The organism is Rathayibacter sp. AC182, assembly GCF_979253875.1.
The window spans coordinates 1146750-1166671 of record NZ_CEEDEK010000005.1 but is presented as its reverse complement, the minus strand read 5'-3'; the positions used below and the strand labels follow the sequence as shown (position 1 = coordinate 1166671).

Here is a 19922-nt window from a genome sequence, read left to right as displayed (position 1 = left end):
CATGACACCGCTCGTCCTCCTCGTCCGCACCCGCCGCCACGCGTGGCTGACCCTGCTCGCCGCGCTCCTCGCGGTCGGCGCGCTGTTCGCCCTCCTGCCGCAGAGCTCGGAGTCGGGGTTCCCGCAGTCCGGGCTGCCGGACTCGGCGCAGTCCTCCGAGGTCGCCGCGCTGCTCGACGCGCGTTCCCCTCGGCCGACATGACGGCCGGCATCCTGCTCTGGAACCGGACGGACGGGCTCACCGAGGAGGACCGGGCCGCTGATCGCCGAACGGGCCGTCGCCCTCGCGGATCTGTCCACCGCTCCGGAGGCGGTGCGACCGCGAGTTCAGCGACGACGGCGCGGCGGCACTGGTCGCGGTGCCGCTCGCGCAGTCCTCGGTGGTGGACGACGTCGAGTCGGTCGCGACGGAGCTGCGCGCCGCCGGATCGAGGGGCTGCCGGCGGGCCTGGACAGCTACCTCACCGGAGCGGTGGGATTCCAGGCCGACATCTCGAACGCCTTCGCGGGAGCGGACTTCCGACTGCTGCTGATCACGGTGCTGGTCGTGGCGGTCCTGCTGATCGCGACCTATCGGAGTCCCGTGCTGTGGATCGTGCCCCTCGTGGTGGTCGGCATCGCCGACGGCCTCGCGCGGGTCGTCGTCGCCGGCCCTCGCCGACGCGGCCGGGGTGCCGCTGGACGCCTCCATCAGCGGGATCCTCTCGGTCCTCGTCTTCGGTGCCGGCACGAACTACGCACTGCTGCTCGTGGCGCGCTACCGGGAGGAGCTGCTCCACGAGCCGGACCGGCACCGGGCGATGTCGACCGCCGTCCGCAGCGCCGGCCCCGCGATCGCGGCCAGTGGCGGCACCGTCGCGCTGAGTCCTGCTGACCCTGCTGCTCGCCGAACTCGCCGGCAACCGCGCCCTCGGCTTCGCCTGCGCGATCGGCGTCGCGATCGCGATCCTGTTCGCCCTCGGCGGTGCTCCCCTCCGCTCTCGTGCTCTGCGGCCGAGGCCTGTTCTGGCCGTTCGTCCCCGCCCCGACGCCGAGCGCGACGAGAAGCACGTGCACCGCGAGCGGACTCCGAGGGCTCTGGACCCGGCTCGGCCGCGAGGTCGCGCGCCGACCGGGCCGCATCGCCGTCGTCGCGACCCTGGGCGTGGCCCTCCTCTCGCTCGGCCTGATCGGCGCGAAGGTCGGGCTGTCGCAGACGGACCAGCTGCTCGGCGATCCGGAGTCGGTGCGGGCGCAGGTCGTGATCGACGAGTCCTTCGGCGCGGGGCTCACCGCGCAGACGACGGTCCTCGCTCCGGACGACGCGGTGGGCGACGCGGTCACGATCGCCGAGGCGACCGACGGCGTCGACTCCGTGCGCCCCGGCGAGGCGCGAGCGGGAGGACCGCCCTCAGCCTCACCCTGGCCGGCGAGCCCGAGAGCGCCGAGGCGTTCGAGGCCGATCACCGCGCTCCGCGACGCCTACGCGGACGCGGACGGCGACGCCTCCGAGAGCCTCGTCGGCGGGAGCGACGCGGACCGCGCTCGACACGCAGACCGCCTCGGAGCGGGACCAGGCGCTGATCATCCCGATCATCCTCGCGATCGTGTTCCTGATCCTCGCGCTGCTGCTGCGCTCGCTCGTCGCTCCGGTGCTGCTGATCGCGAGCGTGCTCGCGACCTTCTTCGCCAGCCTCGGCGCCGCCGAACCTGCTGTTCCGCGGGGTGCTCGGCTTCCCGGCCTTCGACGCGAACGTGGTGCTCTTCGCGTTCCTGTTCCTCGTGGCGCTGGGCGTCGACTACAACATCTTCCTCGTCACACGGGCCCGGGAGGAGCGGGCGGGCCGCCGCACGCGCGAGGGCATGGTGCGCGCGCTCGCCTCGACCGGCGGCGTCATCACCAGCGCCGGGATCCTCCTCGCCGCGGTGTTCGCGGTGCTCGGAGTGCTGCCGGTGGTCGCGCTGACCCAGATCGGCGTGATCGTCTGCATCGGAGTGCTGCTGGACACCCTGGTGGTGCGCACGGTGCTGGTGCCGGCGCTCGTGTTCCTCACCGGGGACGCGTTCCTGGTGGCCGGGAGTGCGCCGCGGGGAGCACGGGCGCTCGCGAGGCCGCCCTCCAGCACTGGGCGGAAGGCCGCCCAGCGGGAGGCCGCCGCACAGGGAAGCGGACGGTGCGGGGCCGCACGCGACAGCCCGCACCGTCCGCTGATCGTGGTCCGCGGAGGCGGAGGTCAGGTCGACGGCAGCGCGACGGCGCCGGTCCGCAGCGGCCGGCGCTCCCTCGACCGGCGGGGCCGAGGCGGGCTCGACATCGGTGTACCGGCCGACGATCGGCGCGTTCGCCGATCCGCTCGACACGTAGGAGCCCCACAGGGGCGCGGGCACGTACTCTGAAGATCGTTCGGTGGTCATCTCTCGTCTTTCACGGTCGGGTATCTCATCCGGACTCGCGCGGTGCCGGGGTCCAGCCCGGCACCGCGCACTCGTTCGGGCGGCGGGGTCAGGCCCCGATGCCCACTTCCTCCGGGGCCACACCGGCACCCGGCGCGGACGGCTCGAGCGCCTCGGCGACGCGCTGCGACAGCGAGCTGTCGACGTTCGCCCAGTACTGCAGCACCCGCTGGCGGAGCTCGGGGCGCGTGACCTTCGACACGTGCCCGGCGATGTTCGCGACGAGACGCGCACGGGCGGCGTCGTCGAGGACCTCGCGGTAGAGCGTGCCCGCCTGGCCGAAGTCGTCGTCCTCCGGGTGCAGGGTCGCCGCCGCGCGCGTCAGCTCGCCGTCGCTCTCCCAGCCGGTGGACTCCGCCGCACGAGCGGGTCGGCGTGCGCGCCGCCCATCGTGTTGGGCGCGTAGACCGGGACCTCGGACTTCTGGAAGTCGAAGCGCATGGCCCCGTCCTTCGAGTACGAGTGCACCGGCGACTTCGGAGCGTTGACCGGGAGCTGCGCGTGGTTCGCGCCCACGCGGTAGCGGTGCGCGTCGGCGTAGCTGAAGATGCGCGCGAGCAGCATCTTGTCCGGGGCTCGCCGCGATGCCGGGCACGAAGTTCGACGGGGCGAACGCGGCCTGCTCGATCTGCGCGAAGTAGTTCTCGGGGTTGCGGTCGAGGATCATCGTGCCGACCTCGATCAGCGGGTAGTCCGCGTGCGGCCAGACCTTGGTGAGGTCGAACGGGTTGAACCGGTACGACTTCGCGTCCTCGTAGGGCATGACCTGCACGGACAGGGTCCAGGTCGGGTAGTCGCCGCTGTCGATCGCGGTGGACAGGTCGCGGATGTGGAAGTCGGCGTCCTCTCCGGCGATCTGGTCGGCCTGCTCCTGGCTGAGGATCTCGACGCCCTGGTCGGTCTTGAAGTGGTACTTCACCCAGAAGCGCTCGCCGGCCGCGTTGATCCACTGGTAGGTGTGCGATCCGAAGCCGTCCATGTGGCGCCACGAGCTCGGCAGACCGCGGTCGCCCACGAGCCACGTGACCTGGTGGGCCGACTCCGGGGACAGCGTCCAGAAGTCCCACTGCATGTCGTGATCGCGCAGGTGCGTGCCGGGGAGGCGCTTCTGCGAGCGGATGAAGTCGGGGAACTTGATGCCGTCGCGGAGGAAGAACACCGGGGTGTTGTTGCCCACGAGGTCGTAGTTGCCCTCGCTCGTGTAGAACTTCAGCGCGAAGCCGCGGGAGTCGCGCCACGTGTCGGGCGAGCCCTGCTCACCGGCGACGGTGGAGAAGCGCGCGAGCATCTCGGTCTCGACGCCGGGCTGGAAGAGCGCGGCACGGGTGTAGGCGCTGACGTCGGCCGTGGTGATGAAGCGTCCGAACGCTCCGCCGCCCTTGGCGTGGACGACGCGCTCCGGGATGCGCTCGCGGTTGAACTGGGCGAGCTTCTCGAGGAGGTAGTGGTCGTGGAGCGCGAGGGGGCCGTCGGCCCCGACGCTCAGGGAGTGCTGGTCGCTCGCGACCGGCGCTCCGGAGTTCGTCGTCGTGAATCGTTCCTCGGTCATGTTCCTCCTGTCGGCGGCGGGCCTTCCGGCGCGCCGCTGCGGTGATGGTGTCGGGTCAGTTCGCGGATGCCCGGAGGCAGTCGGGGCAGGTGCCCCAGAACGTACCTCGGCCGTGTCGACGGTGAAGCCGCTCGACGTGGACGGGTGCAGGCACGGTGCTGCTCCGACGACGACAGTCGACGTCGGCGACGGCTCCGCACGCGCGGCAGACGACGTGGTGGTGGTTGTCGCCGACGCGCAGCTCGAAGCGGCGCGGATGCCCCTCCGGCTCGATGCGGCGGGTGAGGCCGGCGTCGGTGAAGGCGGACAGCACTCCGTAGACCGCCTGCGCGGACGTGTCGGGGAGCTCGGCACGCACTCGCGCCAGCACCTCGTCGACCCCGGAGTGCGGATGCTCCTCGAGTGCGTGCAGGACGGCCCGCCGCGTGGCGGTGGCCTTGAGCCCAGAGGCTCGGAGGCGGTCGTCCGGTGTCGTCATGCCGGTGACACTACCGGAGTTGTGTTGAGTGAGTCAAAACAACGCGGCGGGTCGAGCGGGGCGGATGTGCGATCTGCAGGTGATCCGGCCGGGAATGCCCCTTCCGCCGCAAGCGCGGAACGCGTGCGGGCCGGATCCCTCCAGATCGCACAAGTGCCTGCAGATCGTGCGGATGCACGAGCGTGCCGGAAGGACGGACGGCCTCCCGCGGAGGTCAGGCGACGGGGCCCTCGGTGAGGATGACGGGGGCGGAGTGGGCGGTGCCGGAGGCGTCGGTCCAGGAGAGGGTGACGGACTCGCCGGGCTCGCGTTCGGCCAGCGCCGCCGAGAGCGCGTCGGCCGAGGCGACCGGAGTGCCGTCGACGGCCGTGACCACGTCGCCGGCGGCGAGGCCGGCCGACGCGGCCGGGGTGCCCTCGATCGCTCCGCCGATCACGGCGCCCGCGGCATCGGACGCGTACGGGCTCGCGCCCGACGAGAGCGCGACTCCGAGGAACGCCGGGTAGCCGATCTCGATGGTGGCGGTGTCGGCTCCGGCCTCGATCTGCGCGACGATGTCGAGCGCGGTGGCGATCGGGATCGCGAAGCCGGTGATGTCCGCCGATCCGCTCGACGCCGCGGTGTCGATCCCGACGACCGCGCCGGAGGCGTCCACCAGGGGTCCGCCGGAGTCGCCCGAGACGATGTCGGCGTCGACCTGGATCAGCCCTGCGAGGGTCTCCCCGCGATGCCGGTCTCGGACTGCGTCGTGATGCTCTGGCCGAGAGCGGTCACGGTGCCGGCGGCGGCGACGAGGTCGCCGGTCCCCTCCGCATTGCCGACCGCGGTCACGGCGTCGCCGATCGCGACGCCGTCGGTGTCGAGGGTCGCGGGAGTGAGGCCGGAGGCGTCCTCCAGCTGCAGCACGGCGACGTCGTTCGTCGCGTCGGTGCCCACCACCCGGGCGGTGTAGGTCTCGCCGGTCGACTCGACGGTGACGGCGATGCTCGTCGAGCCCTCGACGACGTGGTTGTTGGTCAGGATCATGCCGTCCGAGGTGAGGATCACGCCGGTCCCGGCCGAGCGCGCTCCCTCGTAGGTCAGGTCGGACACGATCGTGACGACTCCCGCGGTCTGCGCGGTCGAGGCGGGGACGGCGTCGGTCGAGGTGGCCGCGCCGGCGCTCGACGAGGACCCGGACCCGTAGCCCGACCCGCTGCCGTAAGGGGAGATCGTGGAGCCGCCGCCGAAGGATCCGCGGGAGCCGCCCGGGTAGACGATCGTCGCCGTGCTCGAGGAGGACGACGACGCGGCCTCGGCGGCGCCGGCGTACGAGACCCCGCCCGCCGCGACGGCGATCAGCACGGCGAGCCCGGCGCCGCCGGCGATCAGCGCGCGACGGCGGCGGCGCCGGTCGTCGAGGCGGGAGCGCCGTGCGGTCCTCGACCGGCTCCGGTGCCGGCGCCGTCTCGGGCCCGTGCTCTGCTCCATCGGGTGCGTGCGTCTCGTTCATGGTTCGTCCTCCAGCCGGTGCCGCCCTTCTCGGCGGCAGGACCCAGTGGACGCCCGCGCGTTCGGGGCGGGCTGGACGGATCCGATGAGCCGCCTATGAGACAGACGTCGCGTCGGGGAAATAGTTGTGGCTACAACTGAGTTGGGTCTAGCGTGAACACGATGGACACCGTCTCCCCCGACCTGCTCGCTCCCGACACCACGATGGGCGCGGTCACGCTGCGCGTCGCCGACCTCGACGGCATGGTCGCGTACTACCGCGACGCCGTGACCCTCGACGTCCTCTCGCAGGACGGCTCCGTCGCCGTGCTCGGGCGCGGAGGCACCGCCGCCGTGATCCTGCAGCACGCGCCGGAGCTGCGCCACGCGGGCCCCGCGCCGCCGGGCTCTTCCACACCGCGATCCTCTTCGAGTCGGAGGCGGCACTCGCGGCCGCGGTCTACAGCGTCGCCACCCGCCACCCCGGCTCCTTCACCGGCAGCTCCGACCACCTGGTCAGCAAGGCCTTCTACTTCGACGACCCCGAGCACAACGGCGTCGAGCTCTACTGGGACCGCGACCGCACCCAGTGGTCGTGGACGCACGGACGGATCGAGATGGGCACCGTGTTCCTGGACCCGAACACGTTCCTCCAGGAGCACCTCACCGAGCAGTCGATCGCGCAGCCGCGCCTGGGCGGCGCCTCGGTGGGCCACGTGCACCTCAGCGTCGGCGACGTGGCGACGGCGAAGGAGTTCTACGTCGACCGGCTCGGCTTCGAGACGACGATCGCGTACGGCGGTCAGGCGCTCTTCGTCTCGGCCGGCGGCTACCACCACCACATGGCCATGAACACGTGGAACTCGCTCGGCGCGGGTCGGCGGCAGCTCGCGCTCGGACTCGGGCAGGTCGAGATCGTGGTGCCGGGAGCCGACGACGTCGGAGCGCTCGAGGAGCGGCTCCGTCACGCGCGCGTCGCGACGCAGGACGACGGGCGGACGCTGGGGTTCGAGGACCCGTGGGCGAACGCGATCCGGGTGACGGCCGCTGGTCGCTGACGGCACCGCCTCGGGATTCGACGGGCGGTACCATGGGCGCGCGGACTCCCGCACACTCCCCCGACACTCCGGAGAGACACGATGCCCACGATCGTCGTTGAGGTCATGCCCAAGGCAGAGCTGCTCGACCCCCAGGGGAAGGCCGTCGCCGGCGCCCTCTCGCGCCTCGGCCACTCGTCGGTGAGCGGCGTCCGCGTCGGCAAGCGCTTCGAGATCACGGTCGACGAGGTCACCGACGAGGTGCGCACCGCGATCGCCCGCATCGCCGACGAGATGCTCTCGAACTCGGTCATCGAGGACGTCGTCGGCATCCACTACCCGGAGGTCTGACCGACATGCGGATCGGCGTCATCACGTTCCCCGGCTCCCTCGACGACCGCGACGCGCAGCGCGCGATCCGGTTCGCCGATGCCGAGCCCGTCGCGCTCTGGCACGGCGACCACGACCTGCAGGGCGTCGACGCGATCGTGCTGCCCGGCGGGTTCTCGTACGGCGACTACCTGCGCTGCGGAGCGATCGCCTCGCACTCGCCGATCATGCGCGAGGTCATCGATGCGGCGAACGCCGGCACCCCGGTGCTCGGCATCTGCAACGGCTTCCAGATGCTGACCGAGGCGCACCTGCTGCCCGGCGGCCTCATCCGCAACGACGCCGGATCCTTCGTCTGCCGCGACCAGCGCCTGATGGTCGCGAGCACCGCGACCGCCTGGACCAACGGTTTCGAGCCCGGTCAGGAGATCACGATCCCGCTGAAGAACGGCGAGGGCGGCTACATCGCCTCGGCCGACACGCTGCTGCGGCTCGAGGCGGAGGGGCGCGTCGTCGTCCGCTACCTCGGCGAGAACCCGAACGGCTCGATGAACAACATCGCCGGCATCAGCAACGCCCGCGGCAACGTCGTCGGCCTGATGCCGCACCCCGAGCACGCGGTCGAGGCGGGCTTCGGTCCGGACACCCGCGCCGCGATGCGCTCGGGCGTGGACGGGTTGACGTTCTTCACGTCGGCGGTCCGCGCGCTGGTCGCGGCGGCGTAGCGCTCGACGCTCCACCGGAACGGCCGGGATCCTTCGGGGTCCCGGCCGTTCGTCGTTCCCCGGGGGCGCTGCTGGCCGACGGGGATCTCGATACGCCCGCTGCGCGGGCTACTCGATCAGCAGGAAGGAGCCCTCTCCGAGGGCTGCTCGATCAGCGGAGGCCTACGGGCCGGTCAGGACCTCGGGCTCCGGGGTCATCGAGATGGTGGGGATGGACGCCGTGATGACCGTGCCGTCCGAGCGACGGGTGCCCTCGATGTCGGACGTGGTCGGCGCTCCCGTGAGGCGCGGGCCCTGGTGCCCCAGGGCGACGCGGACGGGGTTGCCGGCCTCGACGTGCACGCGCTCGTCGCGGACGGTGATCGCCGCGGCGTCGCCCTCCTCGACCGTGAGCAGCACCGCGTCCTGCGTGACCTCGACCCGCACGCGCGTGCCGTGCAGCGTGATGCGGAAGGTCAGCCGCTCCCAGTCGCCGGGCAGTCGCGGGTCGAACGTGATCCGTCCGCCGTGGTCGCGCATGCCGCCGAAGCCGTAGACGAGGGCGCTCCAGACGCCGCCGGTCGAGGCGACGTGGATGCCGTCGGCGGTGTTGCGGTGCAGATCGGCCAGGTCGACGAACAGGGCCGACAGGAAGTAGTGCTTCGAGAGCTCGTGGTAGCCGACCTCGGCCGCGATGATCGACTGCACGACCGCCGACAGCGTCGAGTCGCCCGTGGTGAGCGCGTCGTAGTACTCGAAGTCGGCGCGCTTCTGCTCGGCGGTGAACTCGTTGCCCTGCAGGAGGAGCGCCAGCACGACGTCGGCCTGCTTGAGGACCTGGAAGCGGTAGATCACCAGCGGGTGGAAGTGCAGCAGCAGCGGCCGCTTGCTCGCCGGCGTGTTCTCGAGGTCCCACAGCTCCTTCTCGAGGAACGCGGCGTCCTGCGGGTGGATCCCGGCGCGCTGGTCGAACGGGATGTGCATCTTGTCGGCCGCGCGGGCCCACTCGAGGACCTCGTCCTCGTCGAGGGCGAGACGCGACGCCATCCGCTCGAACGCGGCGGGCTCGACCGCCTTGAGCAGCTCCACCGCACGGGCCGCGGCACGCAGGTTCGAGCGCGCCATGACGTTCGTGTAGAGGTTGTCGTTGACGACCGTCGTGTACTCGTCCGGCCCCGTCACTCCGTGGATGTGGAAGTGGTCGTCGCCGTTGCTGCGCCAGAAGCCGAGATCGGCCCACATGCGCGCGGTCTCGACGAGGATGTCGATGGCCCCCCGGGCGAGGAAGTCGTCGTCGCCCGTCGCGGCCACGTACTGCATCAGGGCGTACGAGATGTCGGCGTCGATGTGGTACTGCGCGGTGCCGGCGGCGTAGTACGCCGACGACTCCTGCCCGTTGATGGTGCGCCACGGGAAGAGCGCGCCGCGCTGGTTGAGCTCGGCCGCGCGAGAGCGGGCCGCCTCGAGCATGTTCTGCCGGAAGCGCAGGGCGTTCCGCGCCACCAGCGGGGCGGTGTAGCTGAGGAACGGGAGGACGTAGACCTCGGTGTCCCAGAAGTAGTGGCCGCCGTAGCCCGACCCCGAGACGCCCTTGGCCGCGACTCCGCCGCCGTCGGTGCGCGCGGTGGACTGCGCGAGCTGGAAGAGGTTCCAGCGGGTGGCCTGCTGGATCGCGGCCTGACCGTCGATCTGCACGTCGGAGCGGGCCCAGTAGTCGTCGAGCCACTCGCGCTGCTTGACGAACTGCTCCTCGACCGGGGTCTCGCGGGCGCGGTCGAGCGTGCGGTCGCGGCGGTCGGCGAGCTCGCGCACCGGCACGCCGCGGGACGTGTGATAGGTCAGGGTCTTGACCAGGCGGATCGGACGGCCGGCCTTCGCCTTGACGCGGTAGACGTGCTTGGCCAGGTCGTCGTCGATCTGGGAGGTCTGGTCCCACTCGTTCTCGGTCTCGAGGACGTGCTCGGCGCCGCACGCGACCGTCATCTGCGAGTTGGTGGTGCGGTAGCCCAGCAGGTAGCGGGTGCCGTTCACGCGCTTGAGGCGCGGCTGGAGCACGCGGTCCTCGAAGGACTCGGCCTTGCGCGGGTCGAAGCCGGCCGCCTCGCTGCCGGAGGGCGCGTGGTACTCGTCCACGCCGTCCTGACGGTTGAGGATCTGGCTCGAGATGAGCACGGACGCGTCGCCGTCGAGCAGCTCGACCTCGTAGTCGAGGATCGCGAGGTGGCGGTCGGTGAACGACACGAGCCGACGCGAGCGGATGAGCACCCGCTTGCCCGAGGGCGTGCGCCACTCGGGCTCGCGGTGCAGCACGCCGTTCGCGAAGTCGAGGCGCCGCGAGTACGAGAGGATGTCGGCCTCGCTGAGCACGAACGGCTCGTCGTCGACGTAGAGGCGGATGATCTTGGCGTCCGGCACGTTGACGATCGTCTGGCCGACGCGGGCGAAGCCGAACGCTCCTCGGCGTGGCGGATCGGCCAGGTCTCGTGGAAGCCGTTGATGAAGGAGCCGTAGGCGTAGCCGTCGCGGCCCTCCTCGACGTTCCCGCGGAGGCCGAGGTAGCCGTTGCCGGTCGCGAAGAGCGTCTCGGTGCGGCCCTGCAGCTCGCTCGCGAACTCGGTCTCGACGAGGGCCCACTCGTCGACCGGGAAGCGGTTGCGGTCGAGCGGGTCGGAGGTGATGGGGTTCATGCGGCGTCCTCGGGGATGGAGACGGGGAGGAAGGGGAGGAGCTCGGCGAGGTCGTCGACGACGATGTCGGCTCCGTGCTCGAGGAGGGTCTCGGCGCCGACTCCGCGGTCGACGCCCACGACCAGGCCGAAGGCGCCCGCGCGGCCGGCGGCGACTCCGGAGTGGGCGTCCTCGACGACGGCGCACTCGGCCGCGGTGAGGCCCAGCAGTTCGGCCGCGTAGAGGTAGGTGTCGGGGGCGGGCTTGCCGGCGATGGAGCGCTCGGCGGCGAGGAGTCCGTCGACGACGATCTCGAAGCGGTCGCGGATGCCGGCCGCGACGAGCACGGGCACGCCGTTGCGCGAGGAGGTCACGACGGCGACCTCGACGCCCGCCGCGATGGCGGCGTCGAGGAACGCGAGCGAGCCCGGGTACGGTGCCACTCGTCGGCCGCGAGCACGGCGTTGAAGGCGTCGTTCTTGCGGTTGCCGAGACCGCACACGGTCTCGAGCGCGGGATCGTCGCTCGGATCGCCGTCGGGCAGGACGATGCCGCGCGACGCCAGCAGCGCCCGGACGCCGTCGTAGCGCGGGCGGCCGTCGATGTAGCGGAAGTAGTCGGCGTCGGTGTAGCCCTCGGTGATGCCCTTCGACTCCAGGTACGGAGTGAAGAGCCGCGCCCAGGCGTGCATGTGCGCGTCGGCGGTCGGCGTCAGCACGCCGTCGAGGTCGAACAGGAGCGCACGGAGCCCGCGGAGAGCGGAGGCGTCGGGGCGCGCGGAGGGAGCAGACACGGCGGGGGACCTCTGGTCGGGGGCAGGCTGGCGGGGGCGTCGACCGACGACGGCCATCCGACGCGGACTGGAAAGAATCGTATACGCCGCCCGGGCGCCGTGTGGAACCGTTTACACGTCCGTCATGTGCGCGCCGTCCGGCACGGCGTTCTACACCGGGACCGGCGCGAATCGCCGAGCTCGCGTCACGCGATCCGTCGTCATCGCACCCGGCACCCGTCCGCCGTCCCGAGGCGCACCGCAGGAGAAGGCCGGATCGCTCCCCGAGGCGGTTCTCGGCGCTTCGGGCCGACGGGCCTTACTTCTGCGGGACCGAGGCGTCCTCCCCGTGCGGCGCGAGCCGGTGCCGCCCGAGCGGGAGCATCAGCGGCGTGCCGGAGGTCGGGTCGGTGATGATGCGGCTGTCGAGGCCGAACACGGCGCGCACCGTGTCCTCGGTGAGCACGTCGACCGGGGCGCCCGAGGCGTGCACCGTGCCGCCGGCCAGGGCGACCAGGTGGTCGGCGTACCGAGCGGCGAGGTTGAGGTCGTGCAGCACCATGACGACGGTCGTGCCGCGCGTGCGGTTGAGATCGACGAGGAGGTCGAGCACCTCGACCTGGTGGCTGACGTCGAGGAACGTGGTCGGCTCGTCCAGCAGCAGCAGGTCGGTCTCCTGCGCGAGGGCCATCGCGATCCAGACCCGCTGGCGCTGCCCGCCCGAGAGCTCGTCGACGGCGCGGTCGGCGAGGGCGGCGGTGTCGGTCGCGTCCAGCGCCGTCGCGACGGCCTCGTCGTCGTGCGCGTTCCAGCGGCTCAGGATGCCCTGGTGCGGATGGCGTCCACGACCGACGAGATCGGCGACGGTGATCCCCTCCGGTGCGATCGGCGACTGCGGGAGGAGGCCGAGCGTGCGCGCGAGCTGCTTCGCGGGCATCCGGTGCACGGCCTTGCCGTCGAGCAGCACGGTGCCGGCGCGCGGGGCGAGCAGGCGCGACATCGAGCGCAGGAGCGTCGACTTGCCGCAGGCGTTCGCGCCGACGATCGCGGTGATGCGGCCGGGCGGGACGACGAGGTCGAGGCCGTCGACCACGGTGCGGTCGCCGTAGCCGAGCGTCAGGTGCTCGACGGTCAGGGTGTGCTCGGCGCTCACAGGGAGCCTCCCGATCGGTTGCTGCGGACGATGAGGTAGATCAGGTACGGGGCGCCGAGGACCCCGGTCACGACTCCGACCGGGTAGCGCAGCCCCAGCGCGTACTGGCCGACCAGATCGGCGACGAGCACGAGCAGGGCTCCGACCAGGGCCGACGGCACCAGGAGGGAGGCGCCCGGGCCGATCAGGCGCGCGGCGATGGGTCCGGAGAGGAACGCGACGAAGGCGATCGGCCCGGCGGCCGCGGTGGCGAAGGCGATGAGGCCGACGGCCGCCACGATCACCACGAGGCGCGTTCGGTTCACCCGGATGCCCAGGGCCGAGGCGGTGTCGTCGCCGAGCTGCGTGCCGGCGAGGTCGCGGGAGCTGAGCAGCAGCACCGGGGTCAGCACGACCACGGCGACGAGGACCGGGACGACCTCCTCCCAGCGCGCGCCGTTAAGGCTGCCGGTGAGCCAGCGGCTCGCCTCCTGGAAGTCGAAGGCGGCGGCGCGGGACAGGACGTAGGCGGTGACGCTGTCGAGCATGGCGGCGACGCCGATGCCGATGAGGATGAGCCGGGTGCCCGCGACTCCGCTGCGGTACGCGAGCGCGTAGACGACCAGGGCGACCGCGAGGCCGGCGGTGATCGCGAGGACGGACACCTGTGTGGATCCCAGCGACAGCGTCACGATGGCGAACGCCGCGGCGGCCGAGGCGCCCGCGCTGATGCCGATGATGTCGGGGCTCGCGAGGGGGTTCCGCAGCATGGTCTGGAAGCTGACGCCGCCGAGGCCGAAGCAGAGGCCGACGAGCACGGCGAGCACCGCGCGCGGGAGGCGGAGGCGCCCGACGGTGAAGGAGGCGCCGGGCACCTGCTCCCCGAGGATCACGCGCAGCACCTCGTCGGGGGTGTAGACGGTCTGGCCGAAGACGAGCGAGAGCGCGAAGGCGAGGACGACCGAGACGGCGAGCACGGCGACGACCGTGCGGCGGCGGGCCCCGCGGCGACGGCGGCCGGACGCGACGGCGGCGGCGGTGGCGGAGTGGCTCCGCTCGAGCACGGCGGTCACAGCTCGCGCACCTTCTGGCGGCGGACGATCGCGATGAAGACGGGAGCGCCGATCAGCGCGGTGATGATGCCGACGTCGATCTCGCTCGGGCGGGCGACGATGCGGCCCACGACATCGGCGCCGGTGAGCAGGATCGCGCCGGTGACCGCGGAGAAGGAGCAGCCAGCGGTGGTCGACGCCGACGATCAGGCGGCAGGCATGCGGGACGACCAGGCCGACGAAGCCGATCGGGCCGGTGATCGCGGTGGTCGCTCCGCAGAGGATCACGGCGCCCAGGGCGGCCGCACCGCGCGCCACCGCCACGCGGCTCGCCGAGGCCCGCGGCCAGCTCGTCGCCGAGCGCGAGGGTGTTGAGGCTCTTCGCCGACAGCACGCAGATCGCGAGTCCCGCGGCGAGGAACGGCAGCACCTGGCCCAGGCTCGCGAAGGTGGCGCCGCCCACTCCGCCGATCTGCCACGAGCGGATGCCGCCCGACAGGTCGGCGCGCGGCAGGACGATCGCGCTGATCACCGAGACGAGGGCGGCCGACGTCGCGGCCCCGGCGAGCGCGAGTTTGAGCGGAGTCGCTCCCCCGCGGCCGAGGGATCCGACGACGTAGACGAAGACGGCCGCGACGGCGGCGCCTCCGATCGCGACCCAGATGAAGCCGGTGGCGGTGCTCAGGCCGAAGAAGACGATGCCGGTGACGACGGCGAGCGAGGCGCCGGTGTTGACGCCGAGGATGCCGGGGTCGGCCAGCGGATTGCGGGTGACGCCCTGCATGAGCACGCCGGCGACGCCCAGGGCGGCCCCGGCGATCATCGCGAGCACGGTGCGCGGGAGGCGCTTGGCCACCGCGGCCTGCTCGAAGCCGTCGGTCGATCCTCCGAACGCCGCGACCACGTCGCTCCACGAGACGTCGCGCGAGCCGATCATGACCGAGAGCACGCCCGCGCCGACGAGCGCCGCGATCGCGACGAGCAGCCAGAGCGCGCGAAGACGCCTCGGACGTCGCACGGCGGCGACGCCCGAGGCGGCAGGAGGGGCGGTGAGGGTCACTTCGCCTTGTCGGCGGCCTCGGCCAGGAGGCCCAGGTAGTCGTCGAGGACGTACGAGATCGACAGCGGAGTCGGGTTCGCGGCGGTGCCCAGCGGGGTGGAGGAGGCGGACGATGGCGTCGTTCGCGACGGCCGGGATCTGCGAGAGCAGCGGGTCGGCCTTGAGGGTGTTCACGAGCTCGTCGTCGCCGTAGGTCACGATGACGTCGACGTCGTCGAACGCATCGGCCTGCTCGGCGCTCTGCGTGAGCGAGAACGCGTCGGTGGTCGCCGAGGCGGTCTCGATGCTGCCGGGAGTGATGAGGCCGAGGTCCGCGAAGAACGCGGGACGGGTGTCGTGGGTCGTGTAGAAGCTGACCTGGCTGAGATCGGTCGGGTCGACGTGCGTGAGGAACATCGCCGAGGTGCCCTCCAGCTGCGGGTAGGCGGCGGCGGCCTCCTCGATCTCGCCCTCGAGCTCGGTGACGAGCTCCTCGCCCTCGGCGGCCATGCCCATGGCCTCGCTGTTGAAGGTGATGGTGTCGCGCCATGAGGTGCCCCACGCGGTCTCGGGGTAGGCGACGACGGGAGCGATCTCGCTCAGGGTGTCGTAGTCCTCCTGCGTGAGGCCGGAGTAGGCGGCGAGGATCACGTCGGGCTGCGTGTCGGCCACGGCCTCGAAGTCGATGCCGTCGGTCTCGTCGAAGAGGACGGGGGTCTCGCCGCCGAGCTCCTCGAGCTTCTCGGAGACCCACGGGAGCAGCCCGTCGCCGTCGTCGTCGCCGAAGTTCGCGGCGGCCATGCCCACGGGGACGACGCCCAGTGCGAGCAGGACCTCGTGGTTGGCCCAGTTGACCGTGGCGACGCGCTCGGGCTGCGACTCGATGGTCGTCGTGCCGAGGGCGTGCTCGATGGTGATGGGCGTGAAGTCGCTGTCAGTGCCCTCGGACCCGGTCGCGGCCGACGAGCAGCCGGCGAGGCCGACGGTGAGCAGTGCGGTCGCGAGCAGGGCGATCGGCTGGGTGACGCGGGGCATTGTTCCCTTTCGGAAGACGGATCCTGGAGTGTCGGTCGGGAGGACCGAGAGTAAGGATAGCCTAACCAATATGTGAGGGATTCTTCAGGCGGAGGCGAGCTTCTCGACGGTGCGCAGATTCCGGGTGGTCGTGGTGGAGCGGTAGGCGGCGCGGGCCAGGATCCTCGCGGCGGGGGTGTCGGTCGACGAGCCCCGAGGGCAGCGCCAGTAGAGGACTCCGGCGCCGCGCTGCAGGAGATCGACGGGGCTCTCGCCGACCGCCTCGAGCACGGCGTCGAGGGCGGCGTCGCTCGAGCCGAAGACGACGTACGGATGCGCGACCGCGTCGATCCGCTCGAACGGGTACGCGCGGGCCACCGCGGCGAGCGCCTCCTGCTCGACCAGCACGATCCACGCGTCGTAGCCGAAGCGCTCGCCGAGGGCGGCCTCGAGCGCCGGCTTCAGCTCGGCGGGGGCGCGATCGGAGTCGAAGGCGGCGTTGCCGCTCGCGAGCACGGTCTGGACCCGGGCGCCCCGACGCTCTCGACGACCGCGGCGAGATCCGCGCTGCGGACGGTGCGGCCGTTGACGTTCACCTCGCGCAGCAGCGCCAGGTAGCGGGACATGCCGCGACGGTAGCGTGACGGCATGGTGCTGGGAAGCGGACGACGACGCGCGGAGCCGACTCTCGAGGACGCGATCCTGCAGGCGAGCACGCGCGGGCCGGGGCGCGGACCCGCGCGGAGCTCACCCTCCCTCGGGTCGCCATCTCGTGATGCCGCCCGAGGTCTCGGGAACGGTGCTCGCGATCGACGTCGACGCGCTCGTCGCGCTCGCGGCGCGGGAGGACCTGTTCGTCGCGCTGGAGCGGCGGGCGGGCGAGTTCGCCGTAGCCGCGACTCCGCTGCTCTCGTGGTGGTCGGCCGTCGGGACGGTGCCCGACGAGGCACAGGAGCGGCGGATCGACGCGGCGGCGCTCGCCGCGGTCGCGCTCGGACCGGGGCCCGGTCCGGACATCGACACCCGGTTGAGGGCGCTCGCTGCGGCCGGGAATCTCGACGCGCTGGCCTCGGCCCTCGCGCTGCTCGCGCGGGTGCCGGATCCGCCGGCGGCGTTCCAGGATCCGGAGGGGTTCCTCCGGGTGATCGCGCCGGAGTCGCCGTTCGAGCGACGCCTGTCGGTGCTCTCGCGCGTCGCGGCGCCGGCGGAGGAGCTGCTGCTGGTGCTGCGGGACTGCGCGTTCACGGCGACGCTTCCCCGGCGGCGCACGGCGATCGCGGCGGCGGCGGAGCGGATCCGGGCGGCGGACGGATCGGCGCGCGTGGAGGAGCTGGCCGTCGCGGTGGACGCGGCGCTGGAGAAGCGGTGGGGGGTGCTCTGAGGCGTGGTCGTCGCGCGCCCGCCGAGCGGACCCGCAGGCCGGGTGAATAGGCTGGACGGATGTCCCTCCCCGGTCTCGAGTTCCGCCACTTCCCCGCCGCCCTGACCGCCGAGGGCGGCCCCGACGCCGCCACGGCCGCCTGGGGCGCCGCGATCAACGCGGGGTTCCACGAGAAGGAGTACACGCCCGCTCAGTGGCGCGACTGGGCCGAGCACATGGTCGCCGACCAGCGCTTCCTGACGGCGGTGCACGACTCCTCCTCCCCCGAGGGCCTCGACGGAGCGGCGGTGCCCGTCGCCACGTACGCCGCGTTCCCCGGCACCCTGCAGGTCGGCCGCGGGCGAACGCTCGACGCTCACCTCGTCTCGCAGGTCACGGTGCGGGCGACCCACCGGCGCCGCGGGATCCTGCGCGCCATGATCACCGACGACCTCGATCGCGCCCGCGAGTCGGGAGCCGCCGTCGCGCTGCTCACCGCGAGCGAGGCCTCGATCTACCGCCGCTTCGGCTTCGGCCGCTCGGCGTTCACGCGCTCGATCCGCGTCGACACCGGTCCGCGCTTCGCCCTGCAGGCAGAGCCGGCCGGGCGCGTCGAGGTCGTCACGACCTCGTGGCTGCAGTCGCACGCGGAGGAGGTCTTCGCGGCCTTCCACGCGCGCACCCCCGGCTCGATCACGCGGCAGTCGCGCGCGGCGGGCAACGCGGTGGGCATGGAGACGGGCGAGACCGAGCCCGGACGCTCCGTCCGCTCGGCGGTGCACCTCGACTCCGACGGCGTGCTCGACGGCTACGTCACCTACCGCGCGACCGGTCCGGACGACGACGACCGCACGCTCGCTGTCGTCGACCTCGTCGCCGCGACCGAGGACGCGTACCTCGGGCTCTGGGGCTTCCTCGGCGCCGTCGACCTCGCCTCGACCGTGACGTGGGACATGGCTCCGCTGGACGACCCGCTGACCTGGGCGCTGCGCGACGCGCGCGTGGTGCAGGTCACCACCGTCGGCGACCTCATCTGGACCCGCGTGCTGGACGTGGCCGCGGCGTCTCGGCGCTCGGCCGTGGACGAGCGACGGCGAGCTGGTGATCGCGGTCCGCGACGCGCTCGGACTCGTCGACGGCGGCTACCGCATCACGGTCGAGGGCGGAGAGGGGCGCGTCGAGCGCACCGACGACTCCCCGGTGCTCGAGCTCGACGTGGCCGATCTCGGCACCCTGCTGCTCGGCTCGGCCCGCCCGTCGACGCTCGCCCGCGCGGGCGCCGTCGTCCGGCTCCCGAGGACCGCGAGCGGGTCGACCGCTTCTTCGCGCCGGTCGCGGAGCCGTACTGCATCTCGTTCTTCTGATCCGGAGAGTCGTTCCACCGGAGAGTCGTCTCTCCGGTGGGCGTCTCCGCGCCAGGAGGATCGCCTCCGCGCCCGCGGAAGTGAGGCTGACAGCCCGAACGGGTCGCGATCCGCTCGATCCGCTCGCTGAGCCTTCGTTCCGTGGGCCTCGCGACTCGCAGGCTCCTCCGGGCGTCCGCGCATGCGGCGTCGGTCATGCTGGAGGACCCCCAACCTGGAGGTCCGTGTGGGCGCATCCGTGATCGTCGACGTCATCGTCGTGCTGAGCCTGATCGGCGCGCTCGTCGACGGGCTGCGTCGCGGGTTCCTCCGCACCGCGGGAGGGCTCGCGGGCATCGTCGCCGGCGCGATCGGCGCCTCCTTCGCCGTGCCCGCCGTCTCGAGCTGGGCTGCGGGGAGCGAGTGGCGCCTGCTGGCCGTCATCGGCACCGCGGTGCTGTGCCTGGGCCTCGGCTACGCGATCGGCGCGTCGATCGGCGCCGCGTTCAGCCGCGGAGCCGACAAGGTGAAGCTCGGCCTGCTCGACCGCCTGGCCGGAGGAGTCGCCGGAGTGGCGATCTCGGCCCTCGTCTGGATCGCGATCACCTCGGCCGTCTCGCTGCTGGGCGTGCCGCTCGTGACCACCTCCGTCGCGGGCTCCACCGTCATCCGCACCATCGACGACCTGACCCCCAGCCCGGTCCGCGGGTTCCTCGCGCAGCTGCAGTCGACCGTGGTCGACGAGGGCACGTCGTGGATCGTCGAGGCCATCGACGGGCCGACGCAGGCGCCGAGCATCCCGGACGTGGCGACCGACGACCCCGAGGTCGCGACGGCGTCCGACTCCGTCGTGCGGGTCTCGGGCACGGCCTGGGCCTGCGATGTGGAGTGACCGGCAGCGGCTTCGTCGTCGCGGACGACCGCGTGATCACCAACGCGCACGTGGTCGCGGGAGTGACGGAGCCGGTCGTCGAGGCTCCCGGAGAGCCCCGCGCACCGGCCGGGTCGTCTACGTCGACGCTGCCGCCGATCTGGCGGTCGTCGCGGTCGACGGGCTCTCGGCCGCTCCGCTCCCGCTCGACGACGCGGTCGCCGCGGGCGACGCCGCGGTGGTCGCCGGCTACCCCTTCGGCGGGCCGCTGACTCTGGGATCCGCGCAGGTCTCCTCCGACTCCACCGTCTCGCTGATGGTCGACGGCGCGCCGACCTCGCGCGAGGTGCTCACGCTCGCCGCCGTCGTCAACCAGGGCAACTCGGGCGGCCCGCTGCTGTCGCTCGAGGGCTCGGTCTCGGGAGTGGTGTTCGGCAAGGCGGCCTCGGTCGACAACGTCGGCTACGCGATCCCGCTCTCGGTGCTGTCTCCGGTCGCGGCGCAGGCGCCGTCCCTGACCGCGGCGGTCGACCCGGGGGCCTGCGTCTCGCGCTGAGGTCGGCGAGTCCCGGAGCGCGGGCAGGATCGAGGCACGGCCTCCCGCCCGATCGGAGCGACCTCTCGAGGCGCCGCCTCCCGGCCGGAGCCCGGCGGGCGGCGGCCGGTAGGATC

17 protein-coding genes and 8 pseudogenes are annotated in these 19922 nt (G+C 72.6%); 12 read left to right on the top strand and 13 right to left on the bottom strand.

Translation table 11 applies throughout. From position 1 onward, the window contains the following. The first annotated feature begins 1 nt into the window (after window position 1). Window positions 2-202 (top strand): hypothetical protein, encoded by a 201-nt coding sequence (locus tag AC0CII_RS17170; protein WP_465230134.1) that lies wholly within the window; start codon window positions 2-4, stop codon window positions 200-202. Between the two features lie 111 nt (window positions 203-313). Then, window positions 314-1169, top strand: a pseudogene (locus tag AC0CII_RS17165) (MMPL family transporter). 227 nt (window positions 1170-1396) lie between these two features. On the opposite strand, the gene AC0CII_RS17160 reads toward AC0CII_RS17165, so the two are convergent. Further along, complete coding sequence (locus tag AC0CII_RS17160; RefSeq protein WP_465230133.1) at window positions 1397-1567, bottom strand: hypothetical protein; 171 nt, start codon at window positions 1565-1567, stop codon at window positions 1397-1399. Between AC0CII_RS17160 and AC0CII_RS17155 the strand changes: the two are divergent. Together AC0CII_RS17155 and AC0CII_RS17150 are read left to right on the top strand one after the other, a co-directional pair. Continuing rightward, window positions 1545-1622, top strand: a pseudogene (locus AC0CII_RS17155) (hypothetical protein); the annotation flags it as partial. The gene AC0CII_RS17160 and the pseudogene AC0CII_RS17155 overlap by 23 nt on opposite strands. Before the next feature lie 82 nt (window positions 1623-1704). Further along, entirely contained in the window at window positions 1705-2376 is a 672-nt protein-coding gene (locus tag AC0CII_RS17150; protein WP_465230132.1) for an MMPL family transporter, read from the top strand. Window positions 2377-2482: 106 nt separating this feature from the next. Here AC0CII_RS17150 and AC0CII_RS17145 read toward each other — a convergent pair. From AC0CII_RS17145 to AC0CII_RS17130, 4 genes and pseudogenes are all read right to left on the bottom strand, one after another. Beyond that, a pseudogene (locus AC0CII_RS17145) lies at window positions 2483-3982 on the bottom strand (catalase). A 55-nt stretch (window positions 3983-4037) separates the two neighbouring features. After that, the gene (locus AC0CII_RS17140) at window positions 4038-4460 is read right to left on the bottom strand and encodes a Fur family transcriptional regulator (protein ID WP_465230131.1); all 423 of its coding nucleotides are present in this window, start codon (window positions 4458-4460) and stop codon (window positions 4038-4040) included. Window positions 4461-4674: 214 nt separating this feature from the next. Then, a complete protein-coding gene (locus tag AC0CII_RS17135; protein ID WP_465230971.1) occupies window positions 4675-5145 on the bottom strand; it encodes a S1C family serine protease in 471 nt (156 codons plus the stop codon). A 17-nt stretch (window positions 5146-5162) separates the two neighbouring features. Next, window positions 5163-5930 (bottom strand): S1C family serine protease, encoded by a 768-nt coding sequence (locus tag AC0CII_RS17130; protein ID WP_465230130.1) that lies wholly within the window; start codon window positions 5928-5930, stop codon window positions 5163-5165. Window positions 5931-6113: 183 nt separating this feature from the next. On the opposite strand from AC0CII_RS17130, the pseudogene AC0CII_RS17125 reads away from it, so the two are divergent. The 3 genes and pseudogenes from AC0CII_RS17125 to purQ all read left to right on the top strand — a co-directional run bounded on the left by AC0CII_RS17125 (window position 6114) and on the right by purQ (window position 8022). Beyond that, window positions 6114-6988, top strand: a pseudogene (locus AC0CII_RS17125) (VOC family protein). Window positions 6989-7069: 81 nt separating this feature from the next. After that, window positions 7070-7318, top strand: coding sequence for a phosphoribosylformylglycinamidine synthase subunit PurS (gene purS / locus AC0CII_RS17120; RefSeq protein ID WP_465226999.1), 249 nt, complete (start codon window positions 7070-7072; stop codon window positions 7316-7318). Between the two features lie 5 nt (window positions 7319-7323). Further along, window positions 7324-8022 (top strand): phosphoribosylformylglycinamidine synthase subunit PurQ, encoded by a 699-nt coding sequence (purQ, locus tag AC0CII_RS17115; protein WP_207403431.1) that lies wholly within the window; start codon window positions 7324-7326, stop codon window positions 8020-8022. Window positions 8023-8184: 162 nt separating this feature from the next. On the opposite strand, the pseudogene AC0CII_RS17110 reads toward purQ, so the two are convergent. The 8 genes and pseudogenes from AC0CII_RS17110 to AC0CII_RS17075 form a co-directional block, all read right to left on the bottom strand. Then, window positions 8185-10688, bottom strand: a pseudogene (locus AC0CII_RS17110) (glycoside hydrolase family 65 protein). Further along, window positions 10685-11167 (bottom strand): HAD family hydrolase, encoded by a 483-nt coding sequence (locus AC0CII_RS17105; protein WP_465230129.1) that lies wholly within the window; start codon window positions 11165-11167, stop codon window positions 10685-10687. Before AC0CII_RS17105 ends, AC0CII_RS17110 begins: the two are co-directional and overlap by 4 nt. 591 nt (window positions 11168-11758) lie before the next feature. Beyond that, window positions 11759-12592, bottom strand: a complete 834-nt coding sequence (locus tag AC0CII_RS17100; RefSeq protein ID WP_207403428.1) for an ABC transporter ATP-binding protein — start codon at window positions 12590-12592, stop codon at window positions 11759-11761. Beyond that, window positions 12589-13644: a FecCD family ABC transporter permease gene (locus tag AC0CII_RS17095; protein ID WP_207403427.1), complete on the bottom strand. Its 1056-nt coding sequence runs from the start codon at window positions 13642-13644 to the stop codon at window positions 12589-12591. The genes AC0CII_RS17100 and AC0CII_RS17095 overlap by 4 nt, the downstream gene beginning before the upstream one ends. Beyond that, window positions 13641-13911 (bottom strand): annotated as a pseudogene (locus AC0CII_RS17090) (iron chelate uptake ABC transporter family permease subunit). The gene AC0CII_RS17095 and the pseudogene AC0CII_RS17090 overlap by 4 nt, the downstream one beginning before the upstream one ends. 103 nt (window positions 13912-14014) lie before the next feature. Then, window positions 14015-15697, bottom strand: a pseudogene (locus AC0CII_RS17085) (iron chelate uptake ABC transporter family permease subunit); the annotation flags it as partial. 84 nt (window positions 15698-15781) lie between these two features. Next, a complete protein-coding gene (locus AC0CII_RS17080) occupies window positions 15782-16192 on the bottom strand; it encodes a DUF1697 domain-containing protein (RefSeq protein ID WP_465230128.1) in 411 nt (136 codons plus the stop codon). Beyond that, complete coding sequence (locus AC0CII_RS17075) at window positions 16138-16302, bottom strand: DUF1697 domain-containing protein (protein ID WP_465230127.1); 165 nt, start codon at window positions 16300-16302, stop codon at window positions 16138-16140. The genes AC0CII_RS17080 and AC0CII_RS17075 overlap by 55 nt, the downstream gene beginning before the upstream one ends. Window positions 16303-16316: 14 nt before the next feature. Here AC0CII_RS17075 and AC0CII_RS17070 point away from each other — a divergent pair, with 14 nt between their 5' ends. From AC0CII_RS17070 to AC0CII_RS17050, 5 genes and pseudogenes are all read left to right on the top strand, one after another. Then, complete coding sequence (locus AC0CII_RS17070) at window positions 16317-17057, top strand: DUF2254 family protein (protein ID WP_465230126.1); 741 nt, start codon at window positions 16317-16319, stop codon at window positions 17055-17057. A 59-nt stretch (window positions 17058-17116) separates the two neighbouring features. Next, window positions 17117-18046: pseudogene (locus AC0CII_RS17065) on the top strand (GNAT family N-acetyltransferase); the annotation flags it as partial. Window positions 18047-18137: 91 nt separating this feature from the next. Continuing rightward, the gene (locus AC0CII_RS17060) at window positions 18138-18530 is read left to right on the top strand and encodes a sterol carrier protein domain-containing protein (RefSeq protein ID WP_465230125.1); all 393 of its coding nucleotides are present in this window, start codon (window positions 18138-18140) and stop codon (window positions 18528-18530) included. A 96-nt stretch (window positions 18531-18626) separates the two neighbouring features. Beyond that, window positions 18627-19271 (top strand): CvpA family protein, encoded by a 645-nt coding sequence (locus AC0CII_RS17055; RefSeq protein WP_465230124.1) that lies wholly within the window; start codon window positions 18627-18629, stop codon window positions 19269-19271. Continuing rightward, window positions 19261-19806, top strand: coding sequence for a trypsin-like peptidase domain-containing protein (locus AC0CII_RS17050; protein WP_465230123.1), 546 nt, complete (start codon window positions 19261-19263; stop codon window positions 19804-19806). Before AC0CII_RS17055 ends, AC0CII_RS17050 begins: the two co-directional genes overlap by 11 nt. Window positions 19807-19922 lie beyond the last annotated feature (116 nt).